Here is a 26,187-nt window from a genome sequence, read left to right as displayed (position 1 = left end):
AACAATTGGCGCATTCGCCCAATTACAGTAAACTTCAACGGTCTAACAGCGCATGCTGTTTTACTTTTCAACCCTGGAGAGCACGATGGAACACAAACTGCCCGAACTCCCGTACGCCCTGGATGCCCTGGCGCCGATCATTTCCAAAGAAACCCTGGAATTCCACTACGGCAAGCATCACCAGACCTACGTTACCAACCTGAACAACCTGATCAAGGGCACCGAGTTCGAGAATGCCTCCCTGGAAGAGATCGTGAAGAAATCCTCCGGCGGCATCTTCAACAACGCCGCCCAGGTGTGGAACCACACCTTCTACTGGTTCGGTCTGGCCCCGAACGCTACCGGCGAAGAGCGCAAGCCGGCTGGCGCGCTGGCTGATGCCATCAATGCCAAGTGGGGCTCGTTCGACGAGTTCAAGAAAGCTTTTGCCGCCTGTGCCGTTGGCACCTTCGGCTCCGGTTGGGCCTGGCTGGTGAAAGGCGCCGATGGCAGCCTGGACCTGGTTTCCACCAGCAACGCCGCCACCCCGCTGACCACCGACAAGAAAGCGCTGCTGACTTGCGACGTGTGGGAGCACGCTTACTACATCGACTACCGCAACAGCCGCCCGAACTACATGGAAGGCTTCTGGAAGCTGGTGAACTGGGACTTCGTGGCCCAGAACTTTGCCGCCTGATCCATCAGCTGCGCAATAAAAAAGGCCCCTTGCGGGGCCTTTTTTCATTCAGCCGGCGTCTGGTTGATCAGCACCTTGTGCTTCTGGCGCAGCTGCTCCAGGTACGCGGCCAACATATTGTTGGCCGACAGCTCGGACAGCAGACCGCCCAGCTGGTTAACCTCCTCCGGGCTGAGCGCCTGCGCTGCCTGCACCTTGTCCACCCGATAGATGACAAACTCGCCGCTATCGCGCTTCAGACCGGCAAAACCCGGCAGTTGTTTGCCCGATACGGCAAAGATGGCACGCACATCGCCCGGCGGCACCTGACCCGGCGTCCGACGGGACAGCGGCTGGCTGGCACTCCAGGCCTGCGCCTCCACGCCCTTGCCGGCCTTCAGCTCGGCCAGCAGTGCCTGGCCACGCTGTGCGGCCAACTTGCCGCCTTCGCGCGCCAACAACTCCGCCTTTACCTGCTCCAGCACTTCGGCCAGCGGTTTCTGCCGCGCCGGCTGATGCTCGGCCATGCGCACCACCGCCAGCGTATTGTTACCCAAGTCCACCGGCTCGCTATTGTGCTTGCCCTTCAGCACGTCATCGCTGAACGCGGCATCCAGCAGCTTGCGGTTGCCCAGCACCGCGTCGCCAGCCTTGCCGCTACGCGGCAGTGCATCGCTGTGCTGCACGGTCAGACCCAGCGCTTCCATCCCCTTCAGCGAATCACCCTGCTGGTAGGCAATTTCTGCCAGTTTCTCGGCACTGCTACGGAATTGCGCCGCCGCCTTCTGCTGCTGCAGCTTGGCAATCACCGCCGGCTTCTGCGCCTCGAAATCGACACCCTTGATGTCGTTGAGCTTCAGGATGTGGTAGCCATACTCGGTTTCCACCACTTCGCTGATCTGGCCCTTCTGCATGCGGAAGGCCACATCCTCGAAAGGCTTGGTCATGGCACCGTGACCGAACATGCCCAGGTCGCCACCGTTGGCCGCAGAACCCGGATCCTGGGACTTGGCCTTGGCGATCTCGGCAAACTGAGCCGGATTGGCACGCAGCTGCTTGAGAATCGCTTCCGCCTCGGCCTTGACCTTGGCCTTTTCCGCGGCAGCCGCACCCTTGCTTACCGTGAGCAGGATATGGGACACATCGCGCTGCTCGCCGCCAAACTCGGCACTGTTCTTGTCGAAGTAAGCCTTGGCATCGGCATCGCTGACCTGCACACCCTGCGCCAGCTGCGCCTGGGACAGCAGCACGTAATCCAGCTTTACCGTTTCCTCGGCCTTGAAGCGCTTGAGATTGGCCTCGTAATAGGCCTTGAGCATGGCATCGTCCAGCTTCACGCTGCCTGCGAACTGCTCCGGCTGCAACACCAGTTGGCGCACATCCCGTGACTCGGTCATCATCGCCGCCATGCGCGTCTGCAGGGTACGGGAGACAAACTGGCCATTTAGAAACGGCGCCACCTGGGCTTGCAGCAGTAGATCGCGGCTTACCTGTGCCTCGAAGGTGGCGGCATTCATATTGCGCGCCGCCAGGAACTCCTGATAGCGGGCCGGGCTGAACTTGCCGTTATCCTGAAAACCGGGCACCCCGGCAATCACCGCACGCAGCTGTGCCGGCGACACTGCCAGGTGCGAGCTACGCGCTTCTGCCAGCAGCATTTCCTGGCGAATCAGGTTTTCCAGCACGGCCTGGCGCGATGCCGCATTGGCCGGCTGATCCTGCATCTGGCGCTCGACATCACGCTTGTAAATCTTGGCATCCCCAACCTTGGCCAGGTATGGATCATCAACCGCAGCTGTGTAGCTGCCCACGCCAAAGCCGACGAAAGTCAGGGCAACCGCCCCCAGGATGATCTTGATGGCAGCGTTGTTGTTATGGACGAAATCAAACATGGCGTATGGGGTCTTACAAAAGAACAAGGTGAACGGCGGGCCGTTCACCTTGTATGTTATCTGATGGAGCCTCGTGACCAGCAAGCCCCGGCCAGACTGTCGGACGACATCGCCGCCCGAGCGGTTACCGGGCCAGGCAATTACAGAGCGTCTTTCAGAGCCTTGCCGGCGCGGAATTTCGGAGACTTGGCAGCCGCAATGGTGATGGTTTCGCCGGTCTTCGGGTTGCGACCACTACGTTCGGCACGTTCGCCAACGTAGAAAGTACCAAAGCCTACAACGGTGACAGTGTCGCCGGACTTCAGTGCGTCAGCAACGGCATCAATCATGCCGTCCAGTGCCTTGCCGGCAGCTGCTTTGGAAATGTCTGCCTTGGCGGCGATCGCGTCAATCAGTTCAGACTTGTTCACGTTAAGTCCCCTTTCGTCGTTCTCGGTGTACGGAGTACTGAATAAAACCGCTAGCTTTATAGCAAGGCCAAAATCCTTGTGTCAAGCGGCTTCCAGCGGGGTATTGGTATGTTTCCAGCCCCTCAGGAAGCCGATGCTAGCGCGCTTTCTCTGGCAAATCAAAACAATGCGTCATTAATGCGTCATTTGCACTGGCGCTGTCGCGGGATCACCAACAGGCGTAGCAATGGCGGCCATTTCAGCCGTCAAAGGCTCCGGTTGACGCTCAAGGGCCAATGCCAAAACTTCATCAATCCACTTCACCGGTAAAATTTCCAGCTTGTTCTTGATATTAGCTGGAATTTCCACCAGATCCTTCACGTTGCCCTTGGGGATCAACGCACGTTTGATGCCACCGCGTTGCGCTGCCAGCAGCTTTTCTTTCAGACCACCAATCGGCAACACCTCACCACGCAAGGTGATTTCTCCTGTCATGGCGACGTCCGCGCGCACCGGGTTGCCGGTCAGCACCGAAACCAGCGCCGTGGTCATGGCAACGCCTGCCGACGGGCCATCCTTGGGCGTGGCACCCTCCGGTACGTGGATGTGCATATCGTGCTTCTCGTAGAAGTCCGGCTTGATCCCAAGCTGACTGGCACGGCTGCGCACCACACTCATCGCGGCGGTGATCGACTCCTGCATCACTTCACCCAGCTGGCCGGTACGGATGATATTGCCCTTGCCCGGCAACGCCACCGCTTCGATGGTGAGCAACTCGCCGCCCACCTCGGTCCACGCCAAGCCGGTAACCTGGCCAATGCGGTTTTCCTCTTCCGCCAGACCGAAGTCGAAGCGGTGCACACCGAGGTACTTTTCCAGATTCTTGGCATTCACCAGCGTTTTACTGGTGCCGGCAGTCTTTTTCTTCGATTGCACGGTCACCACCTTGCGGCAGATCTTGGCAATCTCACGGTCCAGGCTACGCACACCAGCCTCCCGCGTGTAATAGCGCACGATATCGCGCAGCGCCGACTCATGGATCTGCAGCTCGCCTTCATTTACACCGTTTGCCTTGACCTGCTTTGGCACTAGGTACTTGATGGCGATATTGACCTTCTCGTCCTCGGTATAACCGGACAGACGAATGATCTCCATGCGATCCAGCAGTGCCGGGGGAATATTCAGCGAGTTGGCCGTCGCCACAAACATCACGTCGGACAGGTCGAAATCCACCTCGGCATAGTGATCGACGAAAGCATGGTTCTGCTCCGGATCCAGCACCTCCAGCAGCGCAGAGGACGGGTCGCCACGGAAGTCGGCCCCCATCTTGTCCACTTCGTCCAGCAGGAACAGCGGGTTTTTCACCCCGACCTTGCTCATGTTCTGCAGCACCTTGCCCGGCATGGAGCCGATGTAGGTACGGCGGTGACCGCGAATCTCGGATTCGTCACGCACCCCACCCAGCGCCATACGCACAAACTTGCGGTTGGTGGCGCGGGCAATCGACTGCCCCAGCGAGGTCTTACCTACCCCCGGCGGCCCGACAAGGCACAAGATAGGCGCTTTCAGGCGGTCAACACGCTGCTGTACCGCGAGATACTCGAGAATGCGCTCCTTGACCTTTTCCAGACCAAAGTGATCCTCGTCCAGCACTTCTTCGGCAGCATCGATATCCTTGCTGATCTTGGTCCTTTTCTTCCATGGCAGATCAGTCAGGGTCTCGATATAGTTGCGCACCACCGTGGCCTCGGCCGACATCGGCGACATCATGCGCAGCTTCTTGAGCTCGGCCATGGCCTTGTCCTTGCCTTCCTTGGACATGCCGGCCAGCTTGATTTTCTTTTCCAGCTCGTCGAAGTCGTTACCTTCTTCGCCTTCGCCCAGCTCTTTCTGGATCGCCTTTACCTGCTCATTCAGATAGTACTCGCGCTGACTCTTCTCCATCTGGCGCTTGACGCGGCCACGAATACGCTTTTCCACCTGCAGGATGTCGATTTCGGTTTCCATCAGCGACAGCAGATACTCGATACGCTCTTTGATATCGAACATTTCCAGTACTTGCTGCTTGCTTTCCAGCTTCAGCGGCAGATGCACCACCACGGAATCGGCCAAACGACCGGCCTTGTCGATGCCTGCCAACGAAGACAACACTTCGCTCGGAATCTTTTTGTTCAGTTTGACGAACTGCTCAAATTGGGCCAACAGCGCGCGACGCAGCGCCTCGACTTCGCGCGTATCGTCTGCGTCCGGCGCCAACGGCTCCACCACGGCGGCGAAATAATCGCCATGGTCATCCACCTTGCTGACGCGCGCACGTTGGCGCCCTTCCACCAGCACCTTTACCGTGCCGTCCGGCAACTTGAGCATCTGCAGAATGCTGGCAACGGCACCGATGTCGTGCAGATCGTCAACCGCCGGTTCGTCCTTCTCGGCCGAGCGCTGGGCTACCAGCAAAATCTGCTTGTCTTCGTCCATGGCCAGCTCCAGCGCCTTGATGGACTTGGCGCGGCCAACGAACAGTGGGATTACCATGTGCGGGAAAACAACCACATCGCGCAACGGCAGCAGCGGTAGCGTGGTCTGGTCTTTTAATTCGGCGGGTTGTGGCATATCACCTAACCTTGCTCTTTGGGATTTCTGTTAACAGGACAAATTAGGGCAATTCCGTCCTTATCAAGCATGCTAAAGCACATCCGCGGGGCTGGGAATAAAAAAACCGCCCTTGCGGGCGGCTTGTCTTGGCTGCATCAGGCTGACTGCGCCGCATCCGGCAACTGTTCGCCGCCCTGGTAAATGAAGGTAGGCTTGTCGCCCTTTTCGATAACCTTTTCATCTACAACGACTTTGCAGACATCATCCAGCGACGGCAGCTCGTACATGGTATCGAGCAGCGCACGCTCGAGAATGGAGCGCAGGCCACGGGCACCGGTCTTGCGGATCAGCGCCTGCTTGGCAATCACGCGCAACGCCGACGGCAACACGTCCAGCTCGACATTTTCCAGTGCGAACAACCGCTGATACTGCTTGATCAGCGCGTTCTTCGGCTGGGTCAGGATGCTGACCAGCGCCTCCTCGTCCAGCTCTTCCAGCGTGGTCACCACCGGCAGACGACCGATCAATTCCGGAATCAGGCCGAACTTGATCAGGTCTTCCGGCTCCACCTCGCTGAACAGCGTGGTGATGGACTTACCGTCTTCCTTGGAGTTGATGCTGGCGCCAAAACCAATGCCACCCTTTTCCGAGCGACGGCGGATGATTTTCTCCAGGCCATCGAACGCCCCGCCACAAATGAACAGGATGTTGGTGGTATCGACCTGGATGAACTCCTGGTTCGGGTGCTTGCGGCCACCTTGCGGCGGCACCGAAGCCACCGTGCCTTCGATCAGCTTCAACAGCGCTTGCTGCACGCCTTCACCGGACACATCACGGGTGATGGACGGATTTTCTGACTTGCGCGAAATCTTGTCGATCTCGTCGAGGTAGACAATGCCGCGCTGAGCCTTCTCCACATCGTAATCGCACTTCTGCAGCAGCTTCTGGATGATATGCTCGACATCCTCACCCACATAACCGGCTTCAGTCAGCGTGGTGGCATCGGCAATCACGAACGGCACATCCAGCAGCTTGGCTAGCGTCTGTGCCAGCAGCGTCTTGCCGGAGCCAGTCGGGCCGATCAGCAGGATGTTGCTCTTGGACAGCTCAACATCGTCCTTGCTGCTCGGGGTGTATAACCGTTTGTAGTGATTGTACACCGCCACGGCCAACGCCTTCTTGGCATGCTCCTGGCCGATGATGTGCTGATCCAGCGAGGTGCGAATTTCCTGCGGCGTTGGCAACGGCGGCACTGCGGACGCATCGTCGCCACCACCCACCTTGGCTTCCACCTCCTCACGGATGATGTCACCACACAGATCGACACACTCGTTGCAGATGTAAACCTGCGGGCCTGCAATCAGGCGCTGCACTTCGTGCTGGCTTTTGCCGCAAAAAGAGCAGTAAAGCAATTTTTCGTTACCGCCTTTTTCTGCCATCTGATCGACGTCCTGAATTAAGCCGCGACATCGGCACGCGAACTCAGCACCTTGTCGATGAGGCCGTAAACACGGGCCTCTTCGGCAGACATGAAGTTGTCGCGTTCGGTATCGGCTTGTACTTGTTCCACACTCTGGCCTGCATGCTTGGCCAGCAGTTCGTTCATCAGCGCCTTGGTTTTCACCAATTCGCGGGCATGAATCTCAATATCGGTAACCTGGCCGGAGAGACCACCACCGTACAACAGCGGCTGGTGAATCATCACGCGGCTATGCGGCAACGCAAAGCGCTTGCCCTTGGCGCCGGCAGAAAGCAGGAATGCACCCATACTGGCCGCCTGGCCAATGCAGAGGGTCGATACGTCCGGCTTGATGAAATTCATCGTGTCGTAGATCGACATGCCGGCCGTAATCGAACCACCCGGAGAGTTGATGTACAGATAGATGTCCTTGTCCGGATTTTCCGACTCCAGGAACAACAGCTGTGCCACCACCAGATTGGCCGACTCGTCGGTAACCGGACCGACCAGGAACACAATGCGTTCCTTCAACAGGCGAGAGAAGATGTCGTAGGCACGTTCGCCACGACCACTCTGCTCTACCACCATAGGCACCAGGCCCAGACCTTGCGGTTCAATCATCGATTTCATCGACCTCTCCGGATTGTTTGACAATTAGGCGTTCTGGCCCATCAGAGTTTCGAAGGAAACGTCCTTCTCCACTACATTGGCCTGACCCAGTACAAATTCAACCACATTGTCTTCCAGCACCATGGTAGTCGGGCCTTCCAGGCGTTCCTGGCTGGCGTAGTACCACTGGATCACGTCTTCCGGCTGCTCGTAGCTTTCGGCAAACTCTTCCACCAACGCCTTGATCTGCTCCGGCTTGGCTTCCAGCTTGTTGGCGGCAACCACTTCGGACAGGATCAGACCCAGAGCCACACGGCGCTCGGCTTGCTGGGTGAACAGGTCGGCCGGCAGCGGCATGTCTTTCATCTGCATGCCACGCTGAGCCAGATCCTGGCGCGCCTGGTCCATCAGGCGGCCAACCTCCAGATCCACCAGTGCCTTCGGCAGATCGATCGGGGTAACGTCGATCAGCGCCTGCATCACGTTTTCCTTGATCTTGGCAGTCAGGCGGCGCTTCACTTCGCGCTCCACGTTCTTGCGGATCTCGGCACGCATCTTCTCAACGTCGCCATCGGCGATACCCAGTTGCTTGGCGAACTCTTCGTTCACTTCCGGCAGCTGGGCTTCGGCCACGTTTTTCACCAGGATTTCGAACACGGCGGTTTTACCAGCCACGTCCTTGCCATGGTAATCAGTCGGGAAGTTCACTTCCACGCTCTTGATGTCGCCTTCTTTCATGCCGATGATGCCGGCTTCGAATTCCGGCAGCATTTGACCCTGACCCAGCATGAACGGGAAGTTCTCGGAGGAACCACCTTCGAAGGCCACGCCGTCCACGGCGCCCTTGAAGTCGATGATCACGCGATCGCCGTCGGCGGCAGCGCGTTCAACGCGGTTGAAACGAGTGCGCTGCTTGCGCAGGATGTCGACGGTCTTGTCGATCTCGGCATCGGTTACCGGGGTAGCCGGCTTCTCGATTTCCTTGCCGGCCAGTTCGCCGACTTTTACTTCCGGGAACACTTCGAAAGCGGCAGCGAACTTGAAGCTTTCTGCATCGCCTTCCGCCGGTTCAAAACGCGGGTAGCCGGCAACGCGCAGCTGCTGCTCGGCAGCAGCCTTGTAGAACGCCTGCTGAACCTGTTCGCCCAGCACTTCTTCACGAACCTGTGCGCCGTAATTCATTTCAACGATCTTTGCCGGAGCCTTGCCCGGGCGGAAACCCTGAATCTTCGCCGAGCGGGCCACGCGCTTCAGGCGCTCGGCTACTTGTGCGTCGATGGCAGCCAGCGGCAGGGCGATGCTCATGCGACGCTCGAGGCCGCTCAACGTTTCCAGTTGTACTTGCATTTCCAATCCTTAGATTTAAAAGGGTGTGGGGTTGAAGCCAGAAGCGGGAAAGTCCGAGGCCTAGCGTAGTGCTGGAGGAACCTTGCAGATAATGCTTTCCTGCGCCATGAAATCAGAACTTAAACCAGTGCACTCACCCGCAGCGCGGGCAAGCCTAGCAGGCTAAAGCAAAGGGCGAGTATAGCATGCAGTGTCAAATTGAACAGCGCACCGGTCTGCCTGCCAATACCGGCCGGCATGAGCGCGACGGCCAGCAGCCACGACATGACAAAATCCGCCGCGCAATCAAGCCACTGCGACCGCATGCGGCCAACTACACCTTCCGGCGGATTGTTAACCGCGCCGTCCCGCGCTAAGGTAACACTACTTTTTCGTCCTACCGGCATCCAGCGCATGACACGCCTCACCCACTTTGACGACGCCGGCCAGGCCCACATGGTCGATGTCGGCGGCAAGAGCGAAACCCGCCGCATTGCCCGCGCCGGCGGCCACATCGACATGGCCGCCGACACCTTTGCCCTGCTGCAGGCCGGTAACAACAAGAAGGGTGACGTGGTCGGCATTGCCCGATTGGCGGCCATCCAGGGCACCAAGCGCACCGCAGACCTGATCCCGCTGTGCCACCCGCTGTCACTGACCCGCGTGGCGGTGGAATTCAGTGCTGATGCCGCGGCCAAGCGCCTGTACATCGAGGTGACCACCGAGACCGTTGGCCGCACCGGCGTGGAAATGGAAGCGCTCAGCGGCGTAATGGCCGGCCTGCTGACGGTGTACGACATGCTGAAGGCCGTCGACAAGGGCATGGCCATTGGCGGCGTGCAACTACTGGAAAAGCAAGGCGGCAAGAGTGGCCACTGGTTAGCCAGCGCCCCCGAACATAAAGAATAAGCCGAAGCGGCCGTGACAAGCGGCCGTTTTTTGCCTCAGCGTTAACCCATTTTTGAATAGCGAAGAATAGCGATGAACGATCCCTGGCAACTGTTTGCCGGCCGCGGCGCCAGTCAGCGGCTGCAGCTGCTGCGCGCCATCGCCCAGCACGGCTCGATCAGCGCCGCCGCCCGCGCCTGCCAGCTGAGTTACAAGGCCGCTTGGCAGCAAGTGGACCGCATGAACCAGCAGAGCGCTGCGCCGCTGGTGGCCCGTGCCACCGGCGGCCGCGGCGGCGGCGGCACCCGGCTGACAGAACTGGGCGAACAACTGCTGCACGCCTGGGACAACGCCGGCAGCGCGCTGCAAAGCGCTGATACCCAGCCGGCGGCACTGGCTGACCTGTCCCGCCTGCCGCTGCGCACCTCCGCTCGCAACCAGCTGGCCGGCACCATCAGCCGCATCGACCAGGGCGCCGTCAACGACACCCTGCACCTGCTGCTGGTTGGCGGCCAGGCCCTCACCGCCCAGGTAACGCGCAGCAGCAGCACCGAGCTTGGCTTGGCGCCGGGCAAGCTGGTGGTCGCGCTGATCAAGGCATCGTGGGTCGCACTGGCCACCCCGGCAGCCGCCAGCTGCATCGCCATTGCCAACCGACTGGAGGGCAGCGTCAGCCGCCTGACACTGGGCGCAGTCAATAGCGAGGTGATCGTGCAACTGAACGGCGGTGGCACGCTGTGCGCCATCACCGACAACGACAGCATCGCCAGCCTGCAACTACAACCCGGCAGCGCCGTCACGGCGCTGTTTTCCGCTCAGAACGTGATTCTGGGCATCCTTGATTGACACAGGAGCCATCTCCCCATGCGTCGCCCCGCCCTTACCCTGTTGAGCTGCCTGCTTGCCACCCTGTTGTGCACCCCCGCCTTTGCCGCAACGGTAAAAGTCGCGGTTGCGGCCAACGTGCAATACGCCTTTGCCGACATTGCCGCCGACTTTACCCGCAGCAGCGGCGTGGCCGTGGAGGCGTCCTATGCCTCCTCCGGCAAGATCGCCACCCAGATCCTGAACGGCGCCCCGTTCGAGCTGTTCCTGTCCGCCGACGACGAAACGCCGCGCAAACTGTCCAGCGCCGGCATGGCCCTGCTGCCGGCCAAAACTTACGCGCTGGGCGCACTGGTGCTGTGGTCGAAAGATCCAGCCTTTGACGGCAAGCAGTGGCAAAACTGGCTGCAAGCCGCCGGCGGCAAAGTCGCCATCGCCAATCCGCAGGCGGCGCCCTATGGTGCCGAGGCACTGCGGGTGCTGGACTACTACCGACTGGCCGACAGCGTGAAGCCGCGTCTGGTGCAGGGCGACAATATCGCCCAGGCCGCACAATTCGTAGATAGCGGCGCCGCACAGGCCGGTTTTGTCGCCAAGGCGCTGGTGCTGGCACCGCAGATGCAGGGCAAGGGCCGCTGGGTAGACGTGCCGGCGGCCAGCCACCAGCCCATCGTGCAGGACATGCTGCTTCTCAAGACCGCTACGGCCAACCCCGACGCGCGCAAGCTGTTCGATTACCTGTCCTCGCCGGCTGCGCGCAGCATCCTGCAGCGCTACGGCTACCACCTGCCATGAACCGGCTGCACGGCTTTGTCACCGGTGTGCACAGCGCCGATGGCATCCACCTGCTGCAAGTCAGCGTGGGCGAGCACCACTGCACTGCGCTGGCACTGGGCGAGCAAGCGCCGGCCAATGTCGGCCAGCGGGTGCAACTGGGCTTTCGCGAGATGGACGTGGCACTGGCCCGCCACCTGAGCGGCGACATCAGCATCCGCAACATCCTGCCCTGCGAAGTGACCGCCGTGCAGTTGGGCACGCTCATGGCGCGCATCAGCCTGCGCTGCGGCCAACTGGCATTCACGGCGCTGATCACTCGCCAGTCCGCGCTACGGCTGAAACTGGAAACCGGCAGCCAGGTCAGCGCCCTGATCAAATCCCACGCCATGCTGCTACTGGAGGAGGTGCAGACATGATCGACCTGCAACCGCTGTGGCTGACCGCCAGGCTGGCGGCCACCACCAGCTGCATTCTGTTGCTGCTCGGGGTGCCGCTGGCCGGCTGGCTGGCGCACAGCCGACGCTGGTACAAGCCGCTGGCGGAAACGCTGGTGGCCATGCCACTGGTGCTGCCGCCCTCGGTGCTGGGTTTTTACCTGCTGCTGGCGTTTTCTCCCGTCAGCCTACTGGGGCAATGGCTGCAAGGCTTCCACATCCAGCTGGTATTTTCGTTTGCCGGCCTGGTAGTGGGTTCGGTGCTGTTCAGCCTGCCATTCATGGTGCAGCCAGTGGCCGCGGCGCTGTCCAGCCTGCCGGACAACCTGCGCGAAGCCTCCTACACGCTGGGCAAGTCGCGGCTATACACCTTCTGGCACGTGGAACTACCGTGCATCAAGCCGGCGCTGGTGGCCGGGCTGGTGATGAGCTTTGCCCACACCGTGGGTGAATTCGGCCTGGTGCTGATGCTGGGCGGCAATATTCCGGGCGTCAGCCGTGTGGCGTCGATAGCCATTTACAACGAGGTGGAAGTGCTGAACTACCCTGCCGCACATGTCTACGCCGCGGTACTGTGCGGCTTTTCCTTTCTGGTGGTGCTGGCGGTGAACCTGCTGCGCCGTCACAGCGAAAGGTTGGCCGCATGATCCGCTTCAAGCTGCAAAAACAGCTGTCGCCACGGCTGACGCTGGACGTCGCCGCCGAGCTGCCGCCCGGCCAGATCACCGCACTGACCGGAGACTCCGGCGCCGGCAAGACCACGCTGCTGCGCCTGCTGGCCGGCCTCAGCCATGCCGACAGCGGCACACTGGCGGTAGGCGACGAGCAGTGGATCAATGGCCGCCACAGCCTGCCGCCACAGGCACGCGGCGTAGGCATGGTGTTTCAGGATTACGCACTGTTCCCGCATCTGGATGTGCGCCACAACATCGCCTATGGCGCCAGCCGTGACGACCTGCCGCTGGTGGAAGAACTGCTGACCCTGACCGGCCTGGCAGCACACGCCGGGCAACGACCGGCCCAGCTGTCCGGCGGCCAACGGCAGCGCGTGGCGCTGGCGCGGGCGCTGGCACGCCGGCCACGGCTGTTGCTGCTGGACGAGCCGCTATCGGCACTGGACCCGGCACTGCGCAGCCGGCTGCAGGATGAACTACTGCTACTGCAGCAGCGCTTCGCCGTGACCACGGTACTGGTCAGTCATGACATTCCGGAGGTATTCAAGCTGGCCAGCCAGGTGCTGCAGCTGGCTGACGGCCGCATCGCGCGGCGCGGCAGCCCGGCGCAGGTCTATCTGCAAGGCAGCACCGCCGGACGGCTGCACCTCAATGCCACGGTGCTGGCGATCCAGCCGGCGGACCTGCTGTGGCGCGTCACAGTGCAAAGCGGCGGCAGTATGGTGGACATCCTGCTGGATCATGACGAAGCCGCCGGCTTGCGCGTAGGCAGCCCGCTGCCCTTGCTGGCGTGCAACCTGACACCGTTACCGCAAGCCAGCCGCGCCTGACAGCGCGGCCAACAGCAAAAAACCCTGCCTATGGGCAGGGTCAACGGGCAATATTGCCGCTGGCAACGGCGCGACAGCCAGTGGCAGCCAGACTCAGGCCGGTAGCTCGCGCAGGTATTGCGGCACCTTGGCGGCCGGCACTTTCTGCAGTTTGCACAGCAAGCCGTGATCGACAGCACCGCGACCATGCTGCTGCCGCAGGGTAGTACCCAGATGCAGCAGCAGGTTGGCCGCCATCTCGGCGTCAGCCAGCGCACGGTGGGCGCGGCCGGTGGCCGGCAACCCTGCCCAGCGGGTCAGCGTCCCCAGCTTGTGGTCCGGCGCCTGCGGCAGCAGGCGGCGCGACAGCAGCAAGGTACAGGCAAACGCCTGCGGCCGCGTGCGCCCCAGCTGTGCCAGCTCGTAATCCCAGAACTTGCTGTCGAAACTGGCGTTGTGCGCCACCAGCGGTGCACTGCCGACAAAATCGGCGGCCTCGCGCATCACCTGCGCCACCGGCGGTGCGCTGCGCAGCATGGCATTGCTGATGCCGGTCAGCTGCTCGATCATCGGCGGCACCCGCACACCGGCATTCATCAGGCTCTGGTAGCGGTCGACAATCTGCCCGCCTTCCAGCAGCACGATGCCGATTTCCGTCGCCCGGCAGCCCACCCCCGGCGTGATGCCGGTGGTTTCGAAGTCGATCACCGCCAGCCGCTGCTTCATGCCAGCGCCTGTTTGGCGGCCTCGGCCGGGGTCAGACCATCGTAGAACATGTCGGTGTACCACTCGGCCTGCTCTTCGATGTGATCCTGCGCTTCTTCGGTGGTGGCACCGGCGGCCACCAGGTGGGTTTCCACCTCCATGCACCAGGCCAAGAGCGCCAGGGTTTCGTCATCCAGTTCGTCGTCGTGCTTCTTGGCCATGGTTTTTCCTTTGCGAATCAATACAATAAAAGAGCCGCGCATTGTACGCGGCCCCGCGGTTTGTGCAAGCGCGTCGTCAGCTAATTATCGTCCGGCAGCAGCACTTGCCAATCCATTTCTTCCAGCGGCAGATGGCAGGCCAGTCGCGGCGTGCAGTCGGTATCCAACCAGGTGTCCTGTGCCGCCAGCACGGCGTCGATCAGGCCGGCGCGTAGCAACACATTGCGCTCCTTGCGGCCAACCTTCACCTCGCGCGGCTGTGCGGCATGGCGGATACGCACCGCGCAGGTGCCGCATGTACCCTGCCCGCAGCGCCAGTGCAATGGCACCTCGTGAAAGCGCGCCACATCCAGCAGCATGTCGCCGGGCTGCGCGTCGTCGATCTGCGCCAGCAGCGCATCGCCGCGCCAGAAGCTCAGCCGGCTCACAGCGGATAAACCGTCACCAGATCGCCCACCGCCACGCGCTGCCCCGGCTGCAAGCGCACCAGCGCATCGGCCCAGGCACAGGAGGTCAGCACACCGGAACCCTGATTCGGATAGCGGCTCACCACCAGTTGCCCGCCCTGCTCACGCAGCTGCACGCGCAGGAACTCCTCGCGCTTGGCATCCGGCTTGTTCCATTCGAACGCCGCCGGCAACTGCTGCGCCTGCGGCCAACCTTGCACCGCCTCGCCCATGCGCGCACGCAGAAAATCGCGCACCAGCACTGCATAAGTCACGTAGCCAGACACCGGGTTGCCCGGCAGGCCGATGAAGTCGGCCTCTCCCACCCGGCCGCTGGCCAAAGGCTTGCCCGGCTTGATGGCGATCTTCCACAGCTGCAACTCGCCCTCGGCCTCAACCGCCGCCTTGACGTGGTCCTCTTCACCCACCGACACCCCGCCGCAGGTCATCACCACATCGGCAGCCGCGGCCGCTTCGCGCAACGCGGCGCGGGTGGCGTCCAGCGTATCCGGCACGATGCCCAGATCGATTACCTGACAGCCCAGCTGGCGCAGCGCCGGCACCAGCCAGTAGCGGTTAGAGTTGTAGATCTTGCCTGCCGGCAGTGGCTGGCCCGGCTCCACCAGCTCGTCGCCGGTGAAGAACACCGCCACCCGTAGCTGACGTTGCACTTGCAGCGCCGGCACCCCGATGGACGCCGCCAGGCCGATGTCGGCATCGCGCAGCCGCTGCCCGGCCGCCAGCACCACCTGGCCACTGGCGATGTCTTCGCCGCGGCGACGGATGTTCTGCCCGGCAGCGACCGGCGCAGTGAAGCGCACGCTGCCGTCGTCCTGCACTTCGGCCTGCTCCTGCATCACCACCGCATTAGCATCGGCGGGAATCGGCGCACCGGTGAAGATGCGCGCGGCACTGTCAGCGACCAGCGGCTGCGGCTGGCTACCGGCGGGAATGCGCTGGCTTACCGGCAGAAGGTTGGCCGCATCGGCAGCGCGCACGGCATAGCCATCCATGGCGCTGTTGTCATGCGGCGGCACGTCCAGCGTGGCCACCACGTCGGCAGCCAGCACGCGGCCAACGGCATCCAGCAGGGAAACGGTTTCGGTATTGTGGAGCGGACGGGCCTGGGACAGCAGCCAGTCGCGGGTTTGGTCAACGCTTTGCATGGCAGGATTCGGCGGCAAAAAGTAAAGCCCCATCTTCGCACAGGATGCGCCGATGCGGCATACGCCGGAAGCAGGAGCCAGTTGGACTCAACCGCCGTACGGCGGATCTTCGAAGCGCTGCCAGTGGGTAATCATGATACGCGGCAGGCGCAGCTGCGCCGCCAGCCGCTGTTCGATGTCATCCAGCACCTGGTGACTGTGCAGCGTGCCGGCCAGGCTGACCTCGGCGCGGCGAGTAGCCGGATCATCGGCGGTAACAAACCAGATGCAGTAGCGATTCATGTGGCGGCAGTCCGTAGTCGGCGATTAGCTGATATATCGGACAAGTCGCTGCCATTCTTCAAGTTTTTTATCAAATGCCGTGGTCAGCGCCGGGCTGGACGACGGCAGCACCAGCAGCTCCACGCCACAGCCGGCCAGCTGCGGCGCCGCCTTGCCGGCGGTCTTGCCGTTGAACGCCACACCCCGCAGTGCCGGCAGTTCGGCCAGCAATGCCAGTAGCGGGTTGTAACGTGCATCGCGGATATCGCTGTCCAGGCTACCGCTGCGCTGCGCGTCGGCCACCACATCCCACAGCCCCACGCCACTGGCTTGCAGTGCGGCCAACCTTTGCGGGTAGTCGAGCGCCGGCAGATCCCGCCCGGTTACCACCGCCATCAGCCGCCAGAACTGGTTGCGTGGATGGGCGTAGTACTGTCCGGCCTGCAGCGACGCCTCGCCCGGCAGCGAGCCGAGGATCAGCAAGCGGGTATCCGCAGCCACCACCGGCGGAAAACTGGATTTACGCATGAAGTGTCATCTATGCCAGCGCCAGAACGCGATGCCCGCGACGCGGCCCGCCAGCCTGGCGAGCGTCGCGTGCGCCGTACACCGCGAACCCCACGGCCGTCAAAGTTAAAACAGGCTGCCCTGCTGCGCCGCCAGCTGCGCCCGCACCGGGGCAAAGCTGCGCCGATGCTGTGGCAGCACGCCGTGCGCCACGATGGCAGCCAGGTGCTCAGGGGTTGGGTAGCCCTTGTGGCGGGCAAAACCGTACTGTGGATACTCGCGGTCCAGCGCGATCATCTCGGCATCGCGCGCGGTCTTGGCCAGGATCGATGCGGCGGAGATTTCCGCCACCTTGGCATCGCCCTTGACGATGGCCTCGGCCGGCAGGCGCAGGGTCTTGGGAATCTTGTTGCCGTCGATCAGCACCTTGTCCGGCACCATGGCCAACCCGTCGACCGCGCGCACCATCGCCAGCATGGTGGCCTGGAAGATATTGCGCTGGTCGATCTCGTCCGCATCGGCCCTGGCGATAAACCAGGCCAGTGCCTTGGCGCGAATCTCCAGCGCCAGCGCCTCGCGCTTCGCCTCGCTAAGCACTTTGGAGTCGGCCAGGCCGGCAATCGGCTGCGCCGGGTCCAGAATCACCGCCGCAGTGTAAACGGCACCGACCAGCGGGCCGCGGCCGGCTTCGTCCACACCGCAGATCAGCATCGCGCCACCCGCAGCACCGCGCGTGCGGCCAACTTGGCGGAGTCCTGCTTCAGTACTTCGTGCATGCGCTCAAAGGTGGTGATGATTTCCTGGCGGCTATCCTGGTCCTGGTACAGTTTGCTGACGGCTGCGGCCAGCTTCTCTACCGTGGCATCCTTTTGCAGCAGCTCCGGTACCACGAAACGGCCGGCCAGCACATTGGGCAAACCGACATACGGCAGCTTGAGCTTGCGCTTCACCAGCTGGTAGGTCAGCCACGACAACTTGTAGCTGATCACCATCGGCCGCTTGGTCAGCGCCACTTCCAGCGTAGCGGTGCCACTGGTGACCAGCACCACGTCGGCGGCGATCATCGCCATCTGCGCATGACCGATCAGCTTGCGGATCGGCAAGTCCCAGGCCTTGTGACGGGTAAGCAGCTGGTCGAACTGGTCCAGGGTTGGCCGCGTGGCCAGCGGCACCAGGAACTGGGCGTCCGGATAGTCCTGCAGCAGCTTGCGCGCCACCTCGATATACAGCCCGCCCATGAACTCCAGCTCGCTGCGGCGACTGCCCGGCAGCAAGGCAAACACCGGCCCCTGCTTGCGCAGTCCCAGCTGTTCGCGCATGGCGTCACGGTCCGGCGTAAACGGAATCTCGCTGGCCAGCGGATGGCCGATAAAGGTCGCGTGCACACCGGCGGCGTCGTACAGCGGTTTTTCCATCGGGAACAGGCACAGCACCAGGTCGGCCGATTCGCCGATCTTACTCACCCGCTCCGGCCGCCACGCCCATACCGACGGACTGACGTAATGCACGGTACGCAAGCCGGCCTGGCGCAGGCTTTTTTCCAGCCCCAGATTGAAGTCCGGCGCGTCGATGCCGACAAACACGTCCGGCCGCTCGGCAATCAGGGTCTTGCGTAACTGGCGACGGATGCGCAGCAGCGACGGCAGGCTTTTCAGCACTTCCAGATAGCCGCGTACCGCCAGCTTCTCCTGTGCCACCTGGCTATGAAAACCGCGCGCCAGCATGCGTGGGCCGCCGATGCCTGCAAACTCGATATGCGGATGTGCATGGCGCAGCGCATCCATCAGGTGCGCGCCCAACAGATCGCCCGAGGCCTCGCCGGCGACCATCGCCACCTTGAGTGCGCCCGGGCGGGTAAACAGCTTTGCAGTCATGGATTAACGGATGATGCCGCGGTTGGCTGTCTCGAAAAATTGCACGAACAAGTCGAGCTCGGCACTGCCAGCTGCGGCGGCAGTGATTTCTGCCTTGGCCTCATCGAACGACAGACCCTTGCGGTACAGCGACTTGTAGGCATTGCGGATATTGCGGATCTGCTCCGGGACAAAGCCACGGCGCTTCAGGCCCTCGGCGTTGATGCCGGACGGCACGGCGCGGTTTCCATGCGCCATCACGTACGGCGGCACATCCTGCGCCACGGCGCTGGAGAACGCGGTCATGGCATGGGCGCCGATATGGCAGAACTGGTGCACGCTGGTGAAGCCGCCCAGAATCACCCAGTCGCCCACGTGCACGTGGCCGGCCAACGTGGCGTTGTTGGCGAAGATAGTGTGGTTGCCCACCTGGCAATCGTGCGCCAGATGGACATAGGCCATGATCCAGTTGTCGTTGCCGATGCGGGTCACGCCGCCATCCTGCGCGGTACCAATATTGAAGCTGCAGAATTCGCGGATGGTGTTGTTGTCGCCAATCTCCAGTCGCGTCGGCTCGCCGGCATACTTCTTGTCCTGCGGCATAGCACCCAGCGAGCAGAACTGAAAAATGCGGTTGTTCTTGCCAATGCTGGTATGGCCTTCAATCACCACATGCGGGCCAACCCAGGTGCCGCTGCCGATGCTGACATTGGCACCGATAATGCTGTAAGCACCAATTTCCACGTCCGGCGCAATCTGTGCGCCGTCCGCGATAATGGCGGTCGGATGAATGGCCATGCTTACACCTCGCGTTTAGCACACATGATCACGGCTTCGCAGGCTACCTGGCCGTCCACCAGCGCGCGGGCGCTGTACTTGCCGATGCCGCGCTTGACGGTGATGGTTTCCACCTCGAATACCAGTTGATCGCCCGGCACCACTTGGCGCTTGAAGCGGGCGTTGTCGATACCGACAAAGAAATACAGCTCATTGTCGGCGCGCTGACCCTGGCTCTTGATCGCCAGAATACCGGCGGCCTGCGCCAGCGCTTCGATGATCAGCACGCCCGGCATTACCGGATACTGCTCGAAGTGGCCCATGAAGAACGGCTCATTGATGGTGACATTCTTCAGCGCCTTGATGCGGGTGTCGGCCACGAATTCGGTGACACGGTCGACCAGCAGGAACGGGTAGCGGTGCGGCAGATAGCTCATGATCTCGCGCACGTCGATGTGTACTGCGGCGTTTTCGGTGTTGTTAACTGCGTCGGTCATGCTTGTACGTCCTTGTTCTGTTGCACTTCTTTCAGTGCTTTTTCAAGTTGTTTGACACGGGTGACCAGCTGATCCAGGTGCCGTAGATGCGAAGCATTGGTCAGCCAGTCTTTATAAGTGGAAAGCGGGAACGACGACGCGTAGTTGTCGGCGTTGCGAATGGATTTGGATACCAGCGTGCCACCGCCGATATGGGTACGGTCGGCAATTTCGATATGGCCGACCATCATCGCCGCGCCGCCGATGGTGCAATTGGCGCCGATCTTGGTGCTGCCGGCGATGCCGGCACAACCGGCAATGGCGGTATGGGCGCCGATTTCCACGTTATGCGCCACCTGCACCAGATTGTCGATCTTGGCATCCTGACGAATGATGGTATCGGTCAGTGCGCCACGGTCGATGGTGGTATTGGCACCGATTTCCACATCGTCCTCGATGATCACGCGGCCGGTCTGCGGAATCTTGAACCAGCGATCGCCAGCCCAGGCCAGGCCGAAACCGTCGGCGCCGATCACCGTGCCGCTATGCACGCCGACGCGGTTGCCCAGGCGGCAGCCGTGGTAGATGGTGACATTGGGGTACAGCACCACATCGTCGCCCAGCACTACGTCGTCGCCCAGCACCACGCCCGGATGCAGGATGCAGCGCTCGCCGATCACCACGTTGCGGCCAACGCTGACCAGTTCCCGCACTTCGGCACTGGCGGCGATGCGCGCGCCCTCGCCGATCACCGCGCGTTGGTGCACCCCGGCCTGTGCCACAGCCGGCGGATTGAACAGCGTGGCGACCTTGGCAAAATACAGATACGGATCGGCCACCAGAATCAGGCTGCGCCCTACGGCCGTGGCCTCGTCGGCCAGTGCCGGCTTGACGATGATCGCCCCGGCATTGGCTGTGGCCAGCTGGCTGCGGAACTTGGGATTGGCAAGAAAGGTGATTTCCTGCGCCGTCGCCTCGCCCATCGGGGCCAGGCGGCTGATCTCACGGTCTTCGCCGCGCAGCTCACCGCCCAGCGCGGCGACAATTTGGGAAAGTTTCATCGGTTGTCATCAACAATGAAGCCGACGGCTGTCGGCTTCGGGTTTCCTGGCGGCTGGCGTTTACTTCTCCAGCTCCTTGAGCACTCTTGGCGTGATATCGAGCTTGGGGCTGACATACACCGCATCCTGCAGTATCAGGTCGAACTGCTCGCGCTCTGCCATCTGCCGGATAATGCGGTTGGCCCGCTCCTGCACCGCGGCAAATTCCTCGTTGCGACGCTGGTTCAGGTCATCGCGAAAATCGCGGGTCTTGGCCTGATACTCACGCTCCACCGAAGCCAGTTCACGTTCCTGCGCCTTGCGCTCGGATTCGTTGTTGCGATTGCGGGCAATCAGTGCTTCCAGCTCCTTGCCGCGAGCGGCAAGGCGCTTCAACTCCTGCTCACGCACAGCAAACTCTTTTTCCAGTTTTTTCTGTGCGATGACAGCCGGCGCCGCTTCCCGATAAACACGCTCGGTATTGATGTAGCCAATCTTCAGATCGGCCGCCTGTACCGAGCCAGCCAGCGCCAGCAGGGTACACAGCAGGCCTTTATAAAAAACGGGTTTCATCGGCAGTCCTTAGAAGGTCTGGCCCAGCAGGAACTGGAAGCGCTGCACGTCATCGCCCTCTTTCTTGCCAAGCGGGAACGCGTAGCTGAACTTCATCGGCCCGATGGGCGACAACCACGCCAGCCCCACACCGGTGGAGTAGCGCAGCGCATCGGTTGCCGTCACCGAGGTGTCCTTGTCATCCCACACCGTGCCGGCGTCAAAGAATACGCTGGCACGCAGGCTGCGGTTGTCACGCATACCCGGGAATGGGAACAGCAACTCGGCGGAGCCACTCATCTTGCGGGTACCGCCCAGCGCATCGCCATCGGAATCGCGCAGACCCAGGCTGCCGCTGTCGTAGCCGCGCACCGAGCCGATACCACCTACGTAGAAATTCTGGAAGAACGGCAGGCGCTTGGTCTGGCCATAGCTGTTGGCAAAGCCGACATCACCGCTCAAGGCGAAGGTGAAGTTCTTCGATACCGGCCAGAACCAGCTCTCGCTGTGCGTAACGCGGTAGTACTGCAAGTCGCCACCCGGCAGCCCCATGTTGACGTTGACGCTCATGCTGTTGCCACGGGTCGGCCACAAGGCACTGTCGCGGGTATCCCGCGACCAGCCTGCAGTGGCCAGGAAAGTGGTGTTACGCGCGCCGTTGTCAGCCACGAACTCCTGATACTGATCTGGGCTGTCATCGCCCAGGGTCAGGTTGCTGAATTCCGCCCCCAGGCCGAAGTTGATGCGATCATACTCGGTCACCGGCACCCCGAAGCGCATCATCGCGCCGGTAGTGGCATTCTTGTACAGGTCGTAACTAGAAGTGTTGGAGTTGTACGGCGTGCTAATGCGGTGGTACACGTCATAACCAATGCTGATGCCATCCGGGGTGTAGTACGGATCGGTAAACGACACCGCATACACCTTGGACGACTTGCCCTGGTTGAAGTTGACAGACGCCGATTTACCGGAACCCAGCACGTTGGACTGCGACACCGAAGCGGACAGCTGCAGGCCATCATCCTGCGCATAACCGATACCGGCCTGAATGGAACCGGTCGAACGCTCTTTCACGTTCACCAGCATGTCGACCTGGTCCGGCGTGTCGGCTACAGGCGGCGTTTCAACCTCCACCGACTCGAAATAGCCCAGCAGCTCCAGACGCTCCTTGCTGCGTTTTACCGCGGCGCCATTGTATTGTGCGCTTTCCAGCTGACGCAGCTCGCGACGAATCACTTCATCGCGGGTGCGGGCATTACCCGCGATACTGACGCGACGTACCGTGGTCAGACGACCCGGATCGACAAAGAAGGTCAGCACCAGGCTCTGCTTTTCCTTGTCGAATTCCGGCGTGACGTTCACGTTGGCAAACGCATAGCCTTCCGCCCCCAGGCGATCGGACAGCGCGGCAACCGACTCGTTGACTTTCTCGCGATTGAACAACACCCCCGGCGTAACCGTCAGCAGTTTCTTCAGCTCGGCTTCCGGGACTTTCAGATCACCCGCCAGCCGCACCTCGGACACCTTGTACTGCTGGCCTTCGGTGATATTGATGGTCAGGTAAACTTCTTTTTTATCGGCACTGATCGACACCTGGGTGGAGTCGATGTTGAATTCGGCAAAACCCTGGTTCAGGTAGAAAGCACGCAGCTTTTCCAGATCGGCCGAGAGCTGCTGGCGCGAATACTGATCCGACTTGGACAGCCAGGTCATATAACCGGAAGTCGTCAGCGCGAACTCATCCAGCAGATCGGCTTCGGCAAAGTGACGGGCACCTACAATGTGGATGCTGTTGATCTTGGCGGTTACGCCTTCGACGATGTCCAGCGTGATGGCCAGACGGTTGCGATCCAGCTTGGTGATCTGCGGGATGATCTCGACCGAATACTTGCCTTTGCTGAAGTACTGCCGCTTCAGCTCCTGTACCGCTTGGTCCAGCAGACCCTGATCAAAGATGCGCGACTCGGCCAAGCCGTTGTCCTTCAGCGCCTTGATCAGCTGCTCCTTGTTGAACTCTTTGGCGCCGCTGATACCCAGCCGCGAAATAATCGGGCGCTCGCTAACCGACAGCACCACGACATCACCGTCGGTCTCGACACGCACATCATTGAAAAAACCGGTAGCAAACAGTGCCTTGATCGCGGCAGATGCCTTTTCATCGCTGAAACTGTCGCCCACTTTCAGGGGCAGGTAATTGAAGACGGTACCGGCCTCGGTACGCTGCAGGCCTTCAACTCGAATATCTTTAATGACAAAACCATCAGCCGCCCACACTGGCGACATGAGAACGGCGGAAACAGCAGCGGCAATAAAACGTTTATTCATCTAGTTTTCCCTATTGGGCCAGCAGCCGGGCGAAGTCGTTGAATAGGGCCAGCAGCATGACAGTCATGATGAATGCCATCCCCAAGCGCTGACCGACTTCATAAGCACGCTCCGGGAGCGGCCGCCCCCGAATCAGTTCGACGACATGATACAGCAAGTGCCCACCATCCAATACCGGTATGGGTAGCAGATTGAACACGCCCAGACTGACACTGATTAGCGCCATGAATTCCAGTAATGCGTCAAAACCGGCATCCGCACTCTTACCAGCATACTCGGCAATGGTCAGCGGGCCGCTCAAGGCATCCAGCGATACGGTACCGCCAAACATCGCCAGCATCATGCGCAAGGTACTGCCACTCAAATCGGCGGTACGCTGCACCGCGGCGGCAATGGCATCGACGGCCCCAACCTGCTTGGTTTGCAGCAGCAGCTGCTGCCATGACATGTCCAGTGCGGGGGCAACCCCTATGCGGCCAACCTGCTGCCCATCCTGCTCGACTGCATCCGGCCGCAGCGATAACGACAGCAGCTGCGTACCACGCTGCACTTGCAGCCGCATGGTCTTGCCCGGATGGTTCTGCACCCAGGCCACCCAGGCCTCCCAGCTACCGATCGGCTTGCCATCCACCTGCAGCAAGCGGTCATCGGCCTTCAGCCCCGCGCGCGCCGCGGCGCCGTTCGGCAGCACCGCGCCCACCTGGGGCAGGTAACGTACCGGCATCAGGCCCAGCTTGGCAAACGTGTGCTGATCCAGCGTTTGCAGATTGAAACGCTGCAAATCCAGTGACAGCGAGAGTTGTCGCTGCTGGCGCTGCACGCGCAGCTGCGGGGTGTCGCCATCGGCAATCACATCGGCGATGCTGCCACGCAACTCGCTCCAGTCTGTCACCGCACGACCATTCACTGCCAGCACCCGGTCGCCGGTTTGCAGGCCGGCTGCAGCAGCAGCAGTCTGCGCAACCACGGTACCCACCAGCGGCTGTAGCGTGGTCTGCGCACCAGACATGGTCCAGGAGAACAGCAATACCGCCAGTAGCAGATTGGCCAGCGGGCCAGCCACCACCACGATCATGCGCTGCCATACCGGGCGCGCATCGAAAGCCCGGGCGCGATCCGCCTCCGGCACCTCGCCCTCGCGCGAATCCAGCATGCGCACGAAGCCACCCAGCGGCACCAGGGCAATACGCCACTCGGTATCACCACGCTGCCAGGAAACCAGCTTGCGGCCAAAGCCGATGGAAAAAGTCAGCACCTTGACGCCGCAGGCACGGGCGGCAATAAAGTGGCCGAATTCGTGGAAGGTCACCAGTACGCCGATGACCAGCAGAAAGGCCAGGATCGTCATCCGGCAATCCAGCCCTGAACCGTGTCGCGTACCATGGCATCTTTCTCCAGCAAAGAATCCAGATCCGTACTCAGCGTGAGATCACCCTGCTCCAGCGCGCGCTCAATCAGCTGCGGAATCTGCAGGAAGGCGATACGACCCGCCAGGAAGGCGGCCACCGCCACTTCGTTGGCCGCATTGAGCACCGCCGAGGCGTCGCCGCCGGTGCGCAGGCAGTCGAATGCCAGTCGCAGACAGGGGAAGCGCTGCAGGTCAGGCTGCTCGAAAGTGAGCGCGGACAGGGTCGTGAAATCCAGCGGCGCCACCGGCGCGGTGATGCGCTGCGGCCAGGCCATTGCGTAGGCAATCGGCGTGCGCATGTCCGGCGTGCCCAGCTGGGCAATCACCGAGCCATCGTGGTAACGCACCATGGAGTGGATCACGCTCTGCGGATGCACCACCACCTTGATGCGCTCGGCCGGCGTGGCGAACAGCCAGTGCGCCTCGATCACTTCCAGCCCCTTGTTCATCAGCGAGGCGGAATCCACCGAGATCTTGCGCCCCATTACCCAGTTGGGGTGACGGCAGGCGTCGTCGGCGGTGACCTGTTGCAATTGTTCCAGCGTGTGCTGGCGGAACGGCCCGCCGGAGGCGGTCAGAATCAGCTCTTCAATACCCGCCGCGGCAAGATCGCCGGCAAATCCGGCTGGCAGCGATTGAAACAGGGCGTTGTGCTCGCTATCCACCGGCAGCAGCTCGGCGCCGCCACGACGCACGGCTTGCATGAACAGCTCGCCGGCCACCACCAGCGACTCCTTGTTGGCCAGCAGGATGCGCTTGCCGGCCAGTGCGGCAGCAATGGTTGGCCGCAGACCTGCCGCCCCAACAATCGCCGCCATCACCATGTCCACGTCAGCGGCAGTCGCAACAGCCTCCAGTGCCGCAACACCGTGCAATACTTCGGTATGACTGCCGGCGGCGGCCAGACGGTTGCGCAACTGCGCGGCAGCGGCGGCATCCACCAGCGCCGCGAACGCCGGCTGAAAACGCTGACACTGCTCGAACAGCTTGTCGACCTGGCTGTTGGCTGCCAGCGCATAAACTTGATAGCGCTCCGGGTGCATCGCCACGACATCCAGCGTGCTACCGCCGATGCTGCCGGTCGACCCCAGAACCGTGATTTTTTGGATCGTCATGAAGAC

29 protein-coding genes are annotated in these 26,187 nt (G+C 61.7%); 7 read left to right on the top strand and 22 right to left on the bottom strand.

Annotated elements, in window-relative coordinates; genetic code table 11:
* The first annotated feature begins 85 nt into the window (after positions 1-85).
* Positions 86-676 (top strand): superoxide dismutase, encoded by a 591-nt coding sequence (locus tag ABNW52_RS07595; RefSeq protein WP_349585995.1) that lies wholly within the window; start codon positions 86-88, stop codon positions 674-676.
* Between the two features lie 44 nt (positions 677-720).
* On the opposite strand, the gene ABNW52_RS07590 is transcribed toward ABNW52_RS07595, so the two are convergent.
* The 7 genes from ABNW52_RS07590 to ABNW52_RS07560 all read right to left on the bottom strand — a co-directional run bounded on the left by ABNW52_RS07590 (position 721) and on the right by ABNW52_RS07560 (position 9,209).
* A complete protein-coding gene (locus ABNW52_RS07590; protein ID WP_349585993.1) occupies positions 721-2,547 on the bottom strand; it encodes a SurA N-terminal domain-containing protein in 1,827 nt (608 codons plus the stop codon).
* 140 nt (positions 2,548-2,687) lie between these two features.
* Entirely contained in the window at positions 2,688-2,957 is a 270-nt protein-coding gene (locus tag ABNW52_RS07585) for an HU family DNA-binding protein (RefSeq protein ID WP_349585992.1), read from the bottom strand.
* Positions 2,958-3,131: 174 nt separating this feature from the next.
* The gene (gene lon / locus ABNW52_RS07580; protein ID WP_349585990.1) at positions 3,132-5,546 is read right to left on the bottom strand and encodes an endopeptidase La; all 2,415 of its coding nucleotides are present in this window, start codon (positions 5,544-5,546) and stop codon (positions 3,132-3,134) included.
* A 137-nt stretch (positions 5,547-5,683) separates the two neighbouring features.
* Positions 5,684-6,967 (bottom strand): ATP-dependent Clp protease ATP-binding subunit ClpX, encoded by a 1,284-nt coding sequence (gene clpX, locus ABNW52_RS07575; protein ID WP_349585988.1) that lies wholly within the window; start codon positions 6,965-6,967, stop codon positions 5,684-5,686.
* Positions 6,968-6,984: 17 nt separating this feature from the next.
* Entirely contained in the window at positions 6,985-7,617 is a 633-nt protein-coding gene (gene clpP / locus ABNW52_RS07570; RefSeq protein WP_349585986.1) for an ATP-dependent Clp endopeptidase proteolytic subunit ClpP, read from the bottom strand.
* A gap of 24 nt (positions 7,618-7,641) precedes the next feature.
* Positions 7,642-8,943 (bottom strand): trigger factor, encoded by a 1,302-nt coding sequence (tig, locus tag ABNW52_RS07565; RefSeq protein ID WP_349585984.1) that lies wholly within the window; start codon positions 8,941-8,943, stop codon positions 7,642-7,644.
* Between the two features lie 119 nt (positions 8,944-9,062).
* Positions 9,063-9,209, bottom strand: coding sequence for a hypothetical protein (locus ABNW52_RS07560; protein ID WP_349585983.1), 147 nt, complete (start codon positions 9,207-9,209; stop codon positions 9,063-9,065).
* Positions 9,210-9,336: 127 nt separating this feature from the next.
* On the opposite strand from ABNW52_RS07560, the gene moaC reads away from it, so the two are divergent.
* The 6 genes from moaC to ABNW52_RS07530 all read left to right on the top strand — a co-directional run bounded on the left by moaC (position 9,337) and on the right by ABNW52_RS07530 (position 13,350).
* Positions 9,337-9,831 carry a cyclic pyranopterin monophosphate synthase MoaC gene (gene moaC / locus ABNW52_RS07555; RefSeq protein WP_349585981.1) on the top strand — a complete coding sequence of 165 codons (495 nt, stop codon included), beginning with the start codon at positions 9,337-9,339 and terminating at the stop codon, positions 9,829-9,831.
* Between the two features lie 72 nt (positions 9,832-9,903).
* Positions 9,904-10,656: a TOBE domain-containing protein gene (locus ABNW52_RS07550; RefSeq protein ID WP_349585979.1), complete on the top strand. Its 753-nt coding sequence runs from the start codon at positions 9,904-9,906 to the stop codon at positions 10,654-10,656.
* Between the two features lie 18 nt (positions 10,657-10,674).
* A complete protein-coding gene (gene modA, locus ABNW52_RS07545) occupies positions 10,675-11,430 on the top strand; it encodes a molybdate ABC transporter substrate-binding protein (RefSeq protein WP_349585977.1) in 756 nt (251 codons plus the stop codon).
* Entirely contained in the window at positions 11,427-11,828 is a 402-nt protein-coding gene (locus tag ABNW52_RS07540) for a TOBE domain-containing protein (RefSeq protein WP_349585975.1), read from the top strand. Before modA ends, ABNW52_RS07540 begins: the two co-directional genes overlap by 4 nt.
* Positions 11,825-12,493, top strand: a complete 669-nt coding sequence (gene modB / locus ABNW52_RS07535) for a molybdate ABC transporter permease subunit (protein ID WP_349585973.1) — start codon at positions 11,825-11,827, stop codon at positions 12,491-12,493. The genes ABNW52_RS07540 and modB overlap by 4 nt, the downstream gene beginning before the upstream one ends.
* Positions 12,490-13,350, top strand: coding sequence for an ATP-binding cassette domain-containing protein (locus tag ABNW52_RS07530; protein ID WP_349585972.1), 861 nt, complete (start codon positions 12,490-12,492; stop codon positions 13,348-13,350). The genes modB and ABNW52_RS07530 overlap by 4 nt, the downstream gene beginning before the upstream one ends.
* 93 nt (positions 13,351-13,443) lie before the next feature.
* Here ABNW52_RS07530 and ABNW52_RS07525 read toward each other — a convergent pair whose 3' ends face one another.
* The 15 genes from ABNW52_RS07525 to ispC all read right to left on the bottom strand — a co-directional run bounded on the left by ABNW52_RS07525 (position 13,444) and on the right by ispC (position 26,181).
* Positions 13,444-14,055: a 3'-5' exonuclease gene (locus tag ABNW52_RS07525; RefSeq protein ID WP_349585970.1), complete on the bottom strand. Its 612-nt coding sequence runs from the start codon at positions 14,053-14,055 to the stop codon at positions 13,444-13,446.
* Positions 14,052-14,255, bottom strand: coding sequence for a hypothetical protein (locus tag ABNW52_RS07520; RefSeq protein ID WP_349585968.1), 204 nt, complete (start codon positions 14,253-14,255; stop codon positions 14,052-14,054). Before ABNW52_RS07520 ends, ABNW52_RS07525 begins: the two co-directional genes overlap by 4 nt.
* An 80-nt stretch (positions 14,256-14,335) precedes the next feature.
* Positions 14,336-14,683, bottom strand: coding sequence for a 2Fe-2S iron-sulfur cluster-binding protein (locus ABNW52_RS07515; protein ID WP_349585967.1), 348 nt, complete (start codon positions 14,681-14,683; stop codon positions 14,336-14,338).
* Positions 14,680-15,867 carry a molybdopterin molybdotransferase MoeA gene (locus ABNW52_RS07510; RefSeq protein ID WP_349585965.1) on the bottom strand — a complete coding sequence of 396 codons (1,188 nt, stop codon included), beginning with the start codon at positions 15,865-15,867 and terminating at the stop codon, positions 14,680-14,682. The genes ABNW52_RS07515 and ABNW52_RS07510 overlap by 4 nt, the downstream gene beginning before the upstream one ends.
* Before the next feature lie 87 nt (positions 15,868-15,954).
* The gene (locus tag ABNW52_RS07505) at positions 15,955-16,149 is read right to left on the bottom strand and encodes a hypothetical protein (protein WP_349585963.1); all 195 of its coding nucleotides are present in this window, start codon (positions 16,147-16,149) and stop codon (positions 15,955-15,957) included.
* Between the two features lie 24 nt (positions 16,150-16,173).
* Positions 16,174-16,656, bottom strand: coding sequence for a DNA-deoxyinosine glycosylase (locus ABNW52_RS07500; protein WP_349585961.1), 483 nt, complete (start codon positions 16,654-16,656; stop codon positions 16,174-16,176).
* 105 nt (positions 16,657-16,761) lie between these two features.
* A complete protein-coding gene (gene rnhB, locus ABNW52_RS07495; RefSeq protein ID WP_349585960.1) occupies positions 16,762-17,346 on the bottom strand; it encodes a ribonuclease HII in 585 nt (194 codons plus the stop codon).
* Positions 17,340-18,509, bottom strand: coding sequence for a lipid-A-disaccharide synthase (gene lpxB / locus ABNW52_RS07490; protein ID WP_349585958.1), 1,170 nt, complete (start codon positions 18,507-18,509; stop codon positions 17,340-17,342). The genes rnhB and lpxB overlap by 7 nt, the downstream gene beginning before the upstream one ends.
* 3 nt (positions 18,510-18,512) lie before the next feature.
* On the bottom strand, positions 18,513-19,286 hold the full coding sequence (lpxA, locus tag ABNW52_RS07485) for an acyl-ACP--UDP-N-acetylglucosamine O-acyltransferase (protein ID WP_349585956.1): 774 nt from the start codon (positions 19,284-19,286) through the stop codon (positions 18,513-18,515).
* A gap of 2 nt (positions 19,287-19,288) precedes the next feature.
* Positions 19,289-19,762: a 3-hydroxyacyl-ACP dehydratase FabZ gene (gene fabZ, locus ABNW52_RS07480; protein WP_349585954.1), complete on the bottom strand. Its 474-nt coding sequence runs from the start codon at positions 19,760-19,762 to the stop codon at positions 19,289-19,291.
* Positions 19,759-20,802 carry a UDP-3-O-(3-hydroxymyristoyl)glucosamine N-acyltransferase gene (gene lpxD / locus ABNW52_RS07475; RefSeq protein ID WP_349585953.1) on the bottom strand — a complete coding sequence of 348 codons (1,044 nt, stop codon included), beginning with the start codon at positions 20,800-20,802 and terminating at the stop codon, positions 19,759-19,761. The genes fabZ and lpxD overlap by 4 nt, the downstream gene beginning before the upstream one ends.
* Positions 20,803-20,862: 60 nt before the next feature.
* Entirely contained in the window at positions 20,863-21,354 is a 492-nt protein-coding gene (locus ABNW52_RS07470; RefSeq protein ID WP_349585952.1) for an OmpH/Skp family outer membrane protein, read from the bottom strand.
* Positions 21,355-21,363: 9 nt separating this feature from the next.
* The gene (gene bamA / locus ABNW52_RS07465; RefSeq protein WP_349585951.1) at positions 21,364-23,658 is read right to left on the bottom strand and encodes an outer membrane protein assembly factor BamA; all 2,295 of its coding nucleotides are present in this window, start codon (positions 23,656-23,658) and stop codon (positions 21,364-21,366) included.
* A gap of 10 nt (positions 23,659-23,668) precedes the next feature.
* A complete protein-coding gene (gene rseP / locus ABNW52_RS07460; RefSeq protein ID WP_349585950.1) occupies positions 23,669-25,006 on the bottom strand; it encodes an RIP metalloprotease RseP in 1,338 nt (445 codons plus the stop codon).
* Positions 25,003-26,181 carry a 1-deoxy-D-xylulose-5-phosphate reductoisomerase gene (gene ispC / locus ABNW52_RS07455; RefSeq protein ID WP_349585948.1) on the bottom strand — a complete coding sequence of 393 codons (1,179 nt, stop codon included), beginning with the start codon at positions 26,179-26,181 and terminating at the stop codon, positions 25,003-25,005. Before ispC ends, rseP begins: the two co-directional genes overlap by 4 nt.
* Between the last annotated feature and the right edge of the window lie 6 nt (positions 26,182-26,187).

The organism is Vogesella oryzagri (genome assembly GCF_040148885.1).
Taxonomy (GTDB): domain Bacteria; phylum Pseudomonadota; class Gammaproteobacteria; order Burkholderiales; family Chromobacteriaceae; genus Vogesella; species Vogesella oryzagri.
This window is presented reverse-complemented; position numbering and strand designations above follow the sequence as displayed.